Below are 13,076 nucleotides of genomic sequence, written 5' to 3' on the forward strand. Positions count from 1 at the left end.
AGCCTAACGACGACCGCGGACACCACGACCCGCTGCGACCGAGGGGTGAAGCATGCCCGAGAAGACCGACACCGACACCGGCCTGGCCTGGGCACAGGGCCGCGGCAAGGGAGCTCTCGCCGAGCGCATGGGCATCGAGTTCACGGAGTTCACCACCGAGCGCTGCGTCGCGACAATGCCCGTCGCGGGCAACACCCAGCCCGTGGGCCTGCTCCACGGCGGCGCGTACGTCGTGCTCGGCGAGTCTCTCGGATCCATGGCGGCGAACATGCACGCCGGCCCGGGACGCCTCGCCGTCGGCGTCGACATCAACGCCACGCACACGCGATCCGCGACGAGCGGTGTCGTGACGGGCGTGTGCACTCCCCTGCATCTCGGGCGCTCGATGACAGTGCACGAGATCGTCGTATCCGACGAGCAGGGGCGCCGGTGCTCCACCATCCGCATCACGAACCTCATCAAGGACGCCCCCGCGGCATCCTGACGCGACGACGAAGCCCCCTCCCGAACCGGGAGGGGGCTTTCTCGTCGCCGCGGCGCCGCGGACTACTTCTTGGGGGCGAGCTGCTCGATGATCGCCTTGGCCACGTCCTGCATCGTGAGGCGGCGGTCCATCGACGCCTTCTGGATCCAGCGGAACGCCTCGGGCTCGCTGAGACCCATCTTCTCGTTGAGCAGACCCTTCGCCCGGTCGACGAGCTTGCGGGTCTCGAAGCGCTCGACCATGTCGGCGACCTCGGCCTCGAGGGTGATGATCTGCTCGTAGCGGGCGAGCGCGATCTCGATGGCGGGGAGCAGATCGTTCGGGGTGAAGGGCTTGACGACGTAGGCGAGAGCACCGGCCTCGGTCGCCCGCTCGACGAGTTCCTTCTGGCTGAACGCCGTCAGCAGGACGACGGGCGCGATGTGCGCCTTGCCGAGCCGTTCGGCGGCCGAGATCCCGTCGAGGACGGGCATCTTGACGTCCATGATCACGAGATCGGGACGCAGCTCGGTCGCAAGCTGCACCGCGGTCTCGCCGTCGCCTGCCTCGCCGACGACGTCGTATCCGTTGTCGCGCAGGATCTCGACGATGTCGAGTCGAATGAGCGACTCGTCTTCGGCCACGACGACTCGGCGCGGTGCGGGAGCGGCCGACGTGGGGACCTCTTCTTGCTCTGTCACCTTTCGATCCTACGGTATGGGCGTTCCGGACACGGTTCCGTCGGGTGACACCGCGTGAGGCGGTATTGTCGATGTGCGTGCGCCGGTGTGGCGGAATGGCAGACGCGACCGACTCAAACTCGGTTGTCTTCGGACGTGTGGGTTCGACTCCCACCACCGGCACGACGAAAGGGCGGGCACCTCGTGGAGAGGTGCCCGCCCTTCGGCATTCACGTGGCGCTTACTGGATCGCCTGGTAGATCGGCGCGCGGCCGTTGACGGCGTCGCCGATCTTGTGGATGCGGATGTCGTTGGTCGATCCCTGGATTCCGGGAGGAGACCCGGAGATGACGACCACCTTGTCGCCGACCTCGGCGAGGCCGTTCGAGAGGAAGTAGTCGTCGACCTGGTGGAACATCAGGTCGGTGTGCGCGACCTCCTCCACGAGGCTCGAACGGATGCCCCACGTCAGGGCCATGCGACGACGGATCGCCGGGTCCGGGGTGAACGCGATCATGGGGATCTCGGGACGCAGACGCGACATGCGGCGCGCGGTGTCGCCGGACTCGGTGAACATGCAGAGGAACTTCGCCTCGATGAACTGCGCGACCTCCATGGCGGCGAGCGTGATCGCGCCGCCCTGCGTGCGCGGCTTCGCCGTCAGCGGTGCGATGCGCTCGAGACCGTGGGTCTCGGTCGAGTCGACGATGCGCGCCATGGTCTCGACGACGACGACGGGGTACTTGCCCACGCTGGTCTCGCCCGAGAGCATCACGGCGTCGGCGCCGTCGAGGACGGCGTTGGCGACGTCGCTGGTCTCGGCGCGCGTCGGCACCGGGTTCTCAATCATCGACTCCAGCATCTGGGTCGCGACGATCACGGGCTTGGCCATACGGCGGCACAGCGCCACGGCCTTCTTCTGCACGATCGGCACGGCCTCGAGCGGAAGCTCCACGCCGAGGTCACCGCGCGCGACCATGATGCCGTCGAAGGCGTCGATGATCTCCTCGAGGTTCTCGACCGCCTGCGGCTTCTCGATCTTCGCGATGACGGGGACCTTGCGGCCCTCCTCCGCCATGATCTCGTGCACACGCGTGACGTCGGCGGCATCCCGCACGAACGACAGTGCGATGATGTCGGCTCCCTGCTGCAGCCCCCAGCGCAGGTCGGCCTCGTCCTTGTCCGACAGCGCCGGAACGCTCACGGCGACACCGGGCAGGTTGATGCCCTTGTTGTTCGAGACGGGACCGGCGACGATGACCTTCGTCGTGACGACCGAGCCCTCGACCGACACGACCTCGACGCGGACCTTGCCGTCGTCGATGAGCAGGAAGTCGCCGGGCTTGACGTCGCCGGGCAGGCCCTTGAACGTCGTCGAGACGATCTCCTTGGTGCCGAGGATGTCGTCGGTCGTGATCTTGAAGACGTCGCCGACCGCGAGCTGGTGCGGCCCGTTCTCGAACTTGCCGAGACGGATCTTCGGCCCCTGCAGGTCGACCAGGATCGCGACGGGGCGACCTGCGTCGTCGGCGGCCTTCCGCACGTTGGCCCAGCGGGCCTCGTGCTCCGAATAGTCTCCGTGGCTGAGGTTGAATCGGGTCACGTCCACACCGGCGTCGATGATGGCTCGCACCATCTCGTAGCTGGCTGTGGCCGGTCCCAGGGTGGCGACGATCTTGGCGCGTCTCACTGATACTCCGGTGGTTTCGGGTCGGGAGGGGGGTTGGGTCCAGCCTATGCCCGCTGGAGCCCGATCGCGACGTCGGTCGGACGCACCGGCGCCGGAAGGTCGGTGTCGCCCATCAGATAGCGGTCGACAGCGGATGCCGCGGCGCGGCCCTCCGCGATCGCCCACACGATGAGCGACTGTCCGCGCCCGGCGTCGCCGGCCACGAACACACCCGGCGTGGTGGTCTGGTAGTCGTCGGCACGTTCCACGTTGCCGCGATCGGTGAACAACGTACCCAGCTGCGCCTCGAGCTCGGAGCGCTCGGGACCGGTGAAACCCATCGCGATCAGGACGAGGTCGGCGGGGATCTCGCGCTCGGTCCCGCTCTTGGGCACGCGGCGACCGTCGACGAACTCGGTCTCGGCGACGCGCAGCGCGCGCACCTCTCCCGCCTCGTTGCCGAGGAACTCGACCGTGGACGCCAGGTAGCTGCGCTCACCGCCTTCTTCGTGCGCGGAGGCGACCTCGAAGATGGTCGGCATCATCGGCCACGGCTGGGTGTCGGGGCGGTCCGACGGCGGCTGCTTGCCGATCGCGAGGTTCGTCACGCTGAGCGCGCCCTGACGGTGCGCCGTGCCGATGCAGTCCGCGCCGGTGTCACCACCGCCGATCACGACGACGTGCTTGCCCTCCGCGTGGATCTGGTTCGCGACCTGGTCTCCCGCGACGGCCTTGTTCGACTCGACGAGGTACTCCATCGCGAAGTGCACGCCGGCGAGGTCGCGGCCCGGGATCGCGAGGTCGCGGGGCAGGGTCGAGCCGGTCGCCACCACGACCGCGTCGTAGCGGGCGCGCAGCGCGTCCCACGAGATGTCCTTGCCGATCTCAACGCCGGCACGGAAACGCGTGCCCTCGTCCTGCATCTGACGCAGGCGCGCCTCGATGTGACGCTTCTCCATCTTGAAGTCGGGGATGCCGTACCGCAGCAGGCCGCCGATGCGGTCGTCGCGCTCGTAGACGGCGACGGTGTGACCGGCGCGGGTCAGCTGCTGCGCGGCGGCGAGTCCGGCGGGGCCGGAGCCGACGACGGCAACCGTCTTGCCCGTCAGACGCCCCGGGGGCTCGGCCTCGACCCATCCGTTGGCGAACGCCTCGTCGATCGTCGAGACCTCGATCTGCTTGATCGTGACCGGCGGCTGGTTGATGCCGAGAACGCACGAGCTCTCGCACGGTGCCGGACACAGGCGCCCGGTGAACTCCGGGAAGTTGTTCGTGGCGTGCAGACGCTCGATGGCCGAGCGCCCCTCGCCGCGCCACATGAGGTCGTTCCACTCGGGGATGAGGTTGCCCAGCGGGCACCCCTGATGACAGAACGGCACGCCGCAGTCCATGCAGCGCCCCGCCTGACGGCGGAGCACGGCGCTGTCACCGGGCTCGTAGACCTCGCGCCAGTCCATGATGCGGACGGGAACGGGACGGCGCTTGGGGAGCTCGCGCTCCGTGATCTTCAGGAAGCCCTTGGGGTCAGCCACGGGTCACCTCCAGGATGCGGCTCCAGACCTCGTCGCCGTCGGGGTCGAGCCCCTCGGCGGCCGCCGTCTGTCGGGTTTCGAGCACCGCGGCGTAGTCGCGCGGCACCACACGGACGAAGTTGGCGACCTCGTTCTCGAAGTCCTCCAGCAGCCGGGCTGCCAGCTCGGACCCCGTCTCGGCGACGTGGCGCTCGAGCAGGTCGCGGAGGATCTCGGCGTCGCCGGACCCCATCTCCCCGAGCACGAGCTCGCCGCTGGCCATGGCCTCGCGGTTCACGTTCGCGGTCTCGAGGCGGTAGACGTAGGCGTTGCCACCCGACATCCCGGCGCCGAGGTTGCGCCCGGTGGCGCCGAGGATCACGGCGAGGCCGCCGGTCATGTACTCCAGTGCGTGGTCGCCCACGCCCTCGACCACGGCCGTGGCCCCGGAGTTGCGCACGAGGAACCGCTCCCCCACGACGCCGCGCAGGAACATCGTGCCCTGCGTCGCACCGTAGCCGATGACGTTGCCCGCGATGACGTTCTCCGACGCGTCGAAGGCCGCTCCGCGCGGCGGGCGCACGACGATCTGTCCACCCGAGAGCCCCTTGCCGACGTAGTCGTTCGAGTCCCCCTCGAGACGCAGCGTGATGCCGGCGGGGAGGAAGGCTCCGAAGGACTGTCCGGCCGAACCCGTCAGGTTCACCACGATCGAGTCGGCAGGAAGGCCGTTCTCGCCGTGCGCGAGCGTGACCCGGTTGCCCAGCATCGTGCCCACGGCGCGCTCGGTGTTGCGGATGGGCAGATCGATCTCGATGTGACCGCCGTGCGCGACGACATCCTGCGCTCGTTCGATGAGCTGCACATCGAAGTGCGTGTCGAGCTCGTGGTCCTGGTCGCGCCGGTGACGACGCGGCGCGTCGTCGGCGAACGCGGGTCCGGTGAGGATGGGTCCGAGGTCGAGGCCGTTGGCCTTCCAGTGCTCGATCGCGCCGTCGACGTCGAGGACGTCGTTGCGCCCGATCGCCTCGTCGAGCGAGCGGAAACCGAGCTCGGCCAGGTACTCGCGGACCTCCTGCGCGACGAACTCCATGAAGTTCACCACGAACTCGGGCTTGCCGGTGAAACGCTCGCGGAGCACGGGGTTCTGCGTCGCGACGCCCACGGGACACGTGTCGAGGTGGCAGACGCGCATCATGATGCAGCCCTCGACGACCAGGGCGGTGGTGGCGAAACCGAACTCCTCGGCACCGAGCAGCGCGGCGATCACGACGTCGCGACCGGTCTTCAGCTGGCCGTCGGCCTGCACGACCACGCGGTCGCGCATGTCGTTGAGCATGAGCGTCTGCTGCGTCTCGGCGAGACCGAGCTCCCAGGGCGTACCGGCGTGCTTGAGCGAGTTGAGCGGGCTCGCGCCCGTTCCGCCGTCGTGCCCGGAGACGAGGATGACGTCGGCGAGGGCCTTCGCCGTTCCCGCCGCGACGGCACCGATGCCCGACTGGCTCACGAGCTTGACGTGCACCCGGGCGGCCGGGTTCGCGCGCTTGACGTCGAAGATCAGCTGCTTGAGGTCCTCGATCGAGTAGATGTCGTGGTGCGGCGGCGGCGAGATGAGGCCGACGCCCGGGGTGCCACCGCGGGTGCGGGCGATCCACGGATACACCTTGCCGGGCGGCAGCTGACCGCCCTCGCCGGGCTTGGCGCCCTGGGCGAGCTTGATCTGGATGTCGTCGGCATGCGTGAGGTACATGCTCGTGACGCCGAATCGGCCCGAGGCGACCTGCTTGATCGCGCTGCGGCGCTCGGGGTCGAGCAGACGCTCGACGTCCTCGCCGCCCTCGCCCGTGTTCGACTTCGCGCCGAGCCGGTTCATCGCGATCGCGAGCGTCTCGTGCGCCTCCTTCGAGATCGAGCCGTAGCTCATCGCGCCCGTCGAGAATCGCTTCACGATCGACGCGACCGACTCGACCTCGTCGATCGGCACCGGGGGCCGGACGCCGGTGCGCAGCTTGAACATGCCGCGCAGCGTCTTCAGCTCGGCCGCCTGATCGTCGACGAGCTTCGTGTACTCGCGGAAGATGTCGTAACGACGGGTGCGGGTCGCGTGCTGGAGGCGGAAGACCGTGTCCGGGTTGAACAGGTGCGGGGCACCGTCGCGGCGCCACTGGTACTCACCACCGGTCCACAGCCGCTCGTGGGCGCGGACGGCGGCGTCTTCCGGATACGCGTAGGCGTGCCGCGCGGCGTTCTCTGCCGCGATGACCTCGATGCCGATACCGCCGAGCTTGGTCTCGGTGCCGGTGAAGTAGTTCGACACGAACTCGTCGGAGAGCCCGACGGCTTCGAACACCTGGGCGCCGGCGTAGGACGAGACGGTCGAGATGCCCATCTTGGACATGATCTTCAGCACGCCCTTGCCGAGCGCGTAGATCAGGTTCTTGACGGCCTTCTCGGGAGTGACGCCGGTGATGTACCCGGCACGCACGAGGTACTCGACGGTCTCCATCGCGAGGTACGGGTTGACCGCCGACGCGCCGTAGCCGAGGAGAGTCGCGACGTGGTGGACCTCGCGGACATCGCCGGCCTCGACCACGAGACCGACCCGCATACGGGTTTGCTGCCGGATGAGGTGGTGGTGCACCGCGGCGAGCATGAGCAGGGACGGGATGGGGGCGAGGTCCTTGTTCGAGTCGCGGTCGCTGAGCACGAGGAACTCCGCGCCGTCCTCGATGGCCTGGTCGGCCTCGGCGCACATCTGCGCGAGGCGCTTCTGCATGCCCTTGTGACCGGCCTCGACGCGGTAGAGACCGCGGATCGTCACCGACGAGCGGCCCTTGAGGGCGGTGTCGATGTGCTGGATCTTGGCGAGCTCGTCGTTGTCGATCACGGGGAAGTCGAGCGTCACCGTGCGGGTGTGCTGCGGCCCCCAGGCCAGCAGGTTCGCCTCGGGACCGAGCCCGAGGGACAGGGAGGTGACGACCTCTTCGCGGATCGAGTCCAGCGGCGGGTTCGTCACCTGCGCGAACTGCTGCGTGAAGTAGTCGAACAGCAGGCGCGGGCGCTCGCTGAGCACCGCGACGGGGGTGTCGCTGCCCATGGCACCGAGAGGCTCTGCTCCCACCTGCCCCATGGGGGTGAGGAGGATGCGCACCTCCTCCTCGGTGTAGCCGAAGGTGCGCTGGCGGCGCGTGATCGACGCGATGGGGTGCACGATGTGCTCGCGCTCGGGCAGGTCCTTGAGCCGCACGCGACCGGCGTCGAGCCATTCCTGCCACGGGTGGAGCGTCGCGAGCTCGCGCTTGATCTCCTCATCCTCGACGATGCGGCCCGCGGCCGTGTCGACGACGAACATCCGCCCGGGCTGCAGGCGACCGCGGCGCTTGATCCGCTCGGGGGCGAAGTCGAGCACGCCGGTCTCGCTGCCGATGACGACCAGTCCGTCGGTGGTCTCGGTCCATCGTCCCGGGCGCAGGCCGTTCCGGTCGAGAGTGGCGCCCACGAGCGTGCCGTCGGTGAAGATGAGGGCAGCCGGGCCGTCCCAGGGCTCCATCTGGATGGAGTGGTAGTCGTAGAACGCCCGGAGATCGGGATCGATGTCGGTCTGCTTCTCGTACGCCTCGGGCACCATCATCATGACGGCGTGCGGCAGGCTGCGCCCGGTGAGCGTGAGCAGTTCGAGGACCTCGTCGAACGAGGCCGAGTCGCTCGCTCCGTCCGTGCAGATCGGCAGCAGCGGCTGCACATCGCCGAGCAGCTCGGACTCGAGCTGCGACTGGCGCGCGCGCATCCAGTTGCGGTTGCCCTTGACGGTGTTGATCTCACCGTTGTGCGCGAGCATGCGCAGTGGCTGCGCGAGCGGCCACGACGGGAAGGTGTTGGTCGAGTAGCGCGAGTGCACCACCGCGAGCTCCGACACGAAGCGCTCGTCCTGCAGGTCGGGGTAGAACGGCTCGAGCTGGAGCGTCGTGACCATGCCCTTGTAGCCGAGCGTGCGGCTCGACAGCGACACGAAGTAGGCGTCGTGCTCATGGCGGGCGCGCTTGCGCAGGCGATAGACCCGGCGGTCGAGCTCGATTCCGGCGAGGGCGGGCGCGTCGCCAACGGCAGGACGCGACACGAAGAGCTGCTCGAAAGCGGGGCGTGCGGCGAAGGCGAGCTTGCCGAGGTTCTCATCCTCGGTCGGCACGTCGCGCCAGCCCAGGACCGTCAGACCCTCGGATGCCGCGAGCGCCTCGATGTCGGCCTTCAGAGCGTGGCGTTCGTCGGCGTCGCGCGGCAGGAACGCCATACCCGCGGCGTACTCGCCGGCGGGCGGCAGGTCGAAGTCGACGACCTCGCGGAGGAACGCATCGGGCATCTGCGTCAGAATCCCGGCTCCGTCTCCGGTTCCTGCGTCGGAGCCGATGGCGCCGCGGTGCTCGAGGTTGCGCAGAGCCGTCAAGGCGAGCTCGACGATGTCGTGACCGGCTTCGCCGCGCAGCGTGGCGACCATCGCCAGACCACACGCGTCCTTCTCGAACGCAGGGTTGTACATGCCCTGCTTAGGAGGGAATGAACCGAATCCGGACTTTTGGGGTCGAGGGCTCGAGGCCATACTGACCGTCCTCACATTGGTGCTGAAACCGGGACGACGTCGGCCCTGGGGAACTACTGCTTCGAGGTGACTGCGCTTGTGGCGCTGTCTGCGTGAGCTTCGGGCGTCGGGGGTGCGCTCAGATCCACGAAGTCTTCGGTGCTCTGCGATTGTAGCGCGCTCGGAGCGACCCATTCGCGACCCGGCTGATAAGGCGACGGCTCGTCGCCCGGGTGACGTCGCGTCTGCACCACGATGATCGCGATTCCGACCACGACGGCGAAGATCGCCGCCCAGACGTTGGTGCGGATGCCGAGGATGATCTCACTCGGGTCGATCCGGATCGACTCCCACACGATGCGGCCGGCGCCGTACCAGACGAGGTAGAGACCGAAGAGCTTGCCCCACTGCGCCCAGGCCTTGCGACCGACCCACAGCAGCACGAGCACGCCGAGACCGTTCCAGATCACCTCGTAGAGGAACGTCGGGTGGAAGAGCGTGTCAGGAGCCAGTCCCGCGGGGAACGCGGGGTTGTTGGGATTGATCTCCAGCCCCCAGGGCAGGTCGGTGGGGAGTCCGAAGAGCTCCTGGTTGAACCAGTTCCCGAAGCGCCCCATCGCCTGAGCGAGCAGGATTCCCGGAGCCAGCGCGTCGGCGAAGCTCCAGAACCGGATGCCGGTCCACTTGCAGCCGAGGTAGGCGCCCACGGCACCGCCGATGAGCGCACCGAAGATCGCGATGCCGCCTTCCCAGATGAAGAGCACCGCCCACGGGTTCTTGTCGGGTCCGAAGTAGAACCCCGGGTGCGTCAGGACGTGGAATGCGCGCGCACCCACCAGGGCCAACGGCACAGCCAGCAGTGCGATGTCGATGACGACCCACGGCTCCGCACCGCGCCTCGTGAGGCGGTGGTTGGTCATCAGCGTCGCGACGATGATCCCGGCGATGATGCACAGCGCGTAGAAGTGGATGCGCAGCGGGCCCAGGTCGATGTAGCTCACCGACGGGCTCGGGATGCTCGCGACGAGCGTGTGTGCAGCGTGGATCATCGGATCGTCCCTCGCAAATCGGTGGTCGTGCGACCGGAAAAGTCTAGACGCGCTCGCGGGCGGTGCCCGCCGCGAGTTCACGCGCGGTGTCGGTGAGTCCGGCCACTCCCCCGTCGCGCAGGGCACGCACGAGTGCGGTCCCGACGATGGCGCCGTCGGCATAGTCGACGACGCCCGCGACCTGCTCGGGCGTCGAGATGCCGATGCCGACGCAGGCGTGGGCTGCGCCGAGCGCACGGATACGGCCGACGAGAGTGCGGGCGGCCGCGTCGAGCTCCGTCCGCTCCCCCGTGATTCCCATGGTCGAAACGGTGTACACGAAGCCCGTGGAGGCCTCGACGATCATCCGCAGTCGCTCCTCGGTCGACGTCGGTGCGGCGAGGAAGACGCGGTCGAGCCCCGTGCGCTCCGACGCGGCGAGCCACTCTGGCGCTGCATCCGGAGTGATGTCCGGCGTGATCAGACCTGCACCGCCGGCCGAGACCAGGTCGTCGGCGAAGCGGTCGACGCCGTACTGCAGCACGGGGTTCCAGTAGGTCATGACGAGGATCGGGATGTCGACGCGCTCTGCGATCGCCCGGACTGCCGTGAAGGTGTCGCGCAGTCGGAAACCCGCGGCCAGGGCCACCTGGGTCGCCTCCTGGATGACGACGCCGTCCATCACGGGGTCGGAGTACGGGGGGCCGAGCTCGAGGACGTCGGCGCCGGCCTCTGCCAGCGCGACGGCGGCCTCGATGCTCGTCTCGAGATCGGGAAAGCCGAGCGGAAGGTAACCGACGAACGCGCCGCGCCCCTCGGCGTGTGCGGCCTCGATCGCCGCGGCCACGCGGGAGGTCACAGTTCCACTCCTTCGCCCGACGCCGCCTCGTCGTGTTCGGGCTCGACCACCGGCTCCGCACCGTCGTCGTACAGCTCGAACCAGCGCGCCGCGGTGTCCATGTCCTTATCGCCGCGCCCCGACAGGTTGACGGCGATGATGGCGTCGGGGCCGAGTTCACGTCCGATGCGCAGCGCACCGGCCAGCGCATGGGCCGACTCGATAGCGGGGATGATGCCCTCGGTGCGACTCAGCAGCCGCAGCGCCTCCATCGCCTCGGTGTCGGTGGCCGGGATGTAGGACGCACGACCGATGGACGCCAACCAGGCGTGCTCGGGGCCGACGCCCGGATAGTCGAGTCCCGCGGAGATCGAGTGCGACTCGACCGTCTGGCCGTCCTCGTCCTGCAGCACGAAAGTCTTCGCCCCGTGCAGGACGCCCGGGCGGCCCCGCCCGATCGACGCGGCGTGACGCTCGGTGTCGACTCCCTCACCCGCGGCCTCGACGCCGTACAGCGCGACGCCCTCGTCATCGAGGAAGGCGTCGAACATGCCGATCGCATTCGATCCGCCGCCGACGCAGGCGACGACGGCATCCGGAAGCCGACCGGTCTCGGCGAGGAGCTGCTCGCGTGCCTCTTCCGAGATGATTTTCTGGAAATCGCGCACCATGGCGGGGAAGGGATGCGGCCCCGCCGCGGTGCCGAAGATGTAGTTGGTGGTCTCGACCGAGGCGACCCAGTCGCGGTACGCCTCGTTGATCGCATCCTTGAGGGTGCGCGACCCCGTCGTGACCGGCACGACCTCGGCGCCGAGCAAGCGCATCCGCGCGACGTTGAGCGCCTGCCGTTCCGTGTCGACCTCGCCCATGTAGATCGTGCAGTCGAAGCCGAACAGGGCTGCGGCCGTCGCCGTCGCGACGCCGTGCTGACCGGCTCCGGTCTCGGCGATGACGCGCGTCTTGCCGAGACGCTTGGTCAGCATCGCCTGACCGATCACGTTGTTGATCTTGTGCGAGCCGGTGTGGTTGAGATCCTCGCGCTTGAGGAACACGCGCGCGCCACCGGCGTGCTCGGCGAAACGCGGCACCTCCGTCAATGCGGACGGACGTCCGGCGTAGGTCGCGAGGGTCCGCGTCAGTTCGGCCGCGAACTCGGGGTCGGCCATGGCCGACTCGTATACCGCTGTCAGCTCGTCGATCGCCGCGATGAGGGATTCGGGCATGAATCGCCCGCCGAACTCACCGAAGAAGGGACCGTGCTGTTCTCGCAGGCTCACGCGCCGGCCTCCAGGAATGCGTGCAGGGTGGTCCCGGGGTCGTTGGTCACGAGCGCCTCGCCGATCAGGACGGCGTCGGCACCCGCGCGACGGTAGTGGGACACGTCGTCGGGGGTGAGGACGGCGGACTCCGCGATCTTCACAGCGTCAGCCGGAAGGTGCTCCACGAGCCGGCCGAAGAGATCGCGATCGAGCTCGAACGTCGAAAGGTTGCGCGCGTTGACGCCGACCAGACGCGCTCCGATGTCGGTGGCACGATGCACCTCGTCGAGCGAGTGGGTCTCGACGAGCGGCGTCATGCCGAGTTCGAGCACGAGCTCGTGGAGCTCGGCCAGCACCGGCTGCTCAAGCGCGGCGACGATCAGCAGCACCAGGTCGGCGCCTGCTGCCCGTGCCTCGAAGACCTGGTAGGCGCCTGCGATGAAGTCCTTGCGGAGAACGGGGATAGACACCTCGGCGCGAACGGCCTCGAGGTCGGCCAGGCTCCCCTTGAAACGTCGACCCTCGGTCAGCACGGAGATGACGGATGCGCCGCCCTCCTGATACCGCGCGGCCTGCAGCGCCGGGTCGGGAATGGCGGCGAGATCGCCCCGCGAGGGGCTCGCGCGCTTGACCTCGGCGATGATTTTGACCCGCTCGGCCGGCGCGAGCGCCGCGAGGGCGTCCCGGGCCGGGGCCTGAGCGAGCGCGTCGCGCTCGACGACGGCGAGGGGCCGCTCGGCCGCACGGGCCTCGGCATCCTCGACGGCGCCGGCCGTGAGACCGGCCAGCACGTCAGTGCGCTTTCGGGGTGTACTTGTCGCCGTATGCGCCGTAGCCGGCCTTCGCCATGGCCCAGCCGACGATCAGGCCGACGACCAGGAGACCCGCGGACGCCCAGACCAGCACCGGCATGTCGAGCCAGAAGAACAGGGTGCCGAGCGCGAACGCCAGAAGCATGATCACCACAGCGGTCCACGCCGCCGGGGAGTGTCCGTGGCCGGGGTCGCCGATGTTGCTCATTGTTCTCCTTCGCGGGATTTCTCGGGCTGAGGTCA

Annotated in this window: 10 protein-coding genes and 1 tRNA gene; 2 read left to right on the forward strand and 9 right to left on the reverse strand. The window is 68.8% G+C overall.

What is annotated here, in order from left to right; all coding sequences use genetic code 11:
• Positions 1–52: 52 nt before the first annotated feature.
• Positions 53–484, forward strand: a complete 432-nt coding sequence (locus P6897_RS08585) for a hotdog fold thioesterase (RefSeq protein ID WP_282500991.1) — start codon at positions 53–55, stop codon at positions 482–484.
• Positions 485–546: 62 nt separating this feature from the next.
• Here the strand turns inward: P6897_RS08585 and P6897_RS08590 are convergent, their stop codons facing one another.
• Positions 547–1,164 carry a response regulator gene (locus tag P6897_RS08590; protein ID WP_112614836.1) on the reverse strand — a complete coding sequence of 206 codons (618 nt, stop codon included), beginning with the start codon at positions 1,162–1,164 and terminating at the stop codon, positions 547–549.
• 81 nt (positions 1,165–1,245) lie between these two features.
• Between P6897_RS08590 and P6897_RS08595 the strand changes: the two genes are divergently transcribed.
• Positions 1,246–1,326: transfer RNA gene (locus P6897_RS08595), tRNA-Leu, on the forward strand.
• A gap of 58 nt (positions 1,327–1,384) precedes the next feature.
• Here the strand turns inward: P6897_RS08595 and pyk are convergent.
• The 8 genes from pyk to P6897_RS08635 are packed head-to-tail and all read right to left on the reverse strand — an operon-like array spanning position 1,385 to position 13,041.
• Positions 1,385–2,833 (reverse strand): pyruvate kinase, encoded by a 1,449-nt coding sequence (gene pyk, locus P6897_RS08600; protein ID WP_112614838.1) that lies wholly within the window; start codon positions 2,831–2,833, stop codon positions 1,385–1,387.
• A 44-nt stretch (positions 2,834–2,877) separates the two neighbouring features.
• A complete protein-coding gene (locus P6897_RS08605; protein WP_112614840.1) occupies positions 2,878–4,344 on the reverse strand; it encodes a glutamate synthase subunit beta in 1,467 nt (488 codons plus the stop codon).
• Positions 4,337–8,917 (reverse strand): glutamate synthase large subunit, encoded by a 4,581-nt coding sequence (gene gltB / locus P6897_RS08610; protein WP_282500992.1) that lies wholly within the window; start codon positions 8,915–8,917, stop codon positions 4,337–4,339. The genes P6897_RS08605 and gltB overlap by 8 nt, the downstream gene beginning before the upstream one ends.
• 53 nt (positions 8,918–8,970) lie before the next feature.
• Positions 8,971–9,945, reverse strand: a complete 975-nt coding sequence (lgt, locus tag P6897_RS08615; protein ID WP_274177915.1) for a prolipoprotein diacylglyceryl transferase — start codon at positions 9,943–9,945, stop codon at positions 8,971–8,973.
• A 43-nt stretch (positions 9,946–9,988) separates the two neighbouring features.
• On the reverse strand, positions 9,989–10,783 hold the full coding sequence (gene trpA / locus P6897_RS08620) for a tryptophan synthase subunit alpha (protein WP_112614846.1): 795 nt from the start codon (positions 10,781–10,783) through the stop codon (positions 9,989–9,991).
• Positions 10,780–12,039 (reverse strand): tryptophan synthase subunit beta, encoded by a 1,260-nt coding sequence (gene trpB, locus P6897_RS08625; RefSeq protein WP_112614848.1) that lies wholly within the window; start codon positions 12,037–12,039, stop codon positions 10,780–10,782. Before trpB ends, trpA begins: the two co-directional genes overlap by 4 nt.
• Positions 12,036–12,812: an indole-3-glycerol phosphate synthase TrpC gene (gene trpC, locus P6897_RS08630; protein WP_274177916.1), complete on the reverse strand. Its 777-nt coding sequence runs from the start codon at positions 12,810–12,812 to the stop codon at positions 12,036–12,038. Before trpC ends, trpB begins: the two co-directional genes overlap by 4 nt.
• A gap of 1 nt (position 12,813) precedes the next feature.
• Positions 12,814–13,041 (reverse strand): DUF6704 family protein, encoded by a 228-nt coding sequence (locus P6897_RS08635; protein ID WP_023950623.1) that lies wholly within the window; start codon positions 13,039–13,041, stop codon positions 12,814–12,816.
• Positions 13,042–13,076 lie beyond the last annotated feature (35 nt).

The organism is Microbacterium sp. BDGP8 (genome assembly GCF_029991045.1).
Taxonomy (GTDB): domain Bacteria; phylum Actinomycetota; class Actinomycetes; order Actinomycetales; family Microbacteriaceae; genus Microbacterium; species Microbacterium plantarum.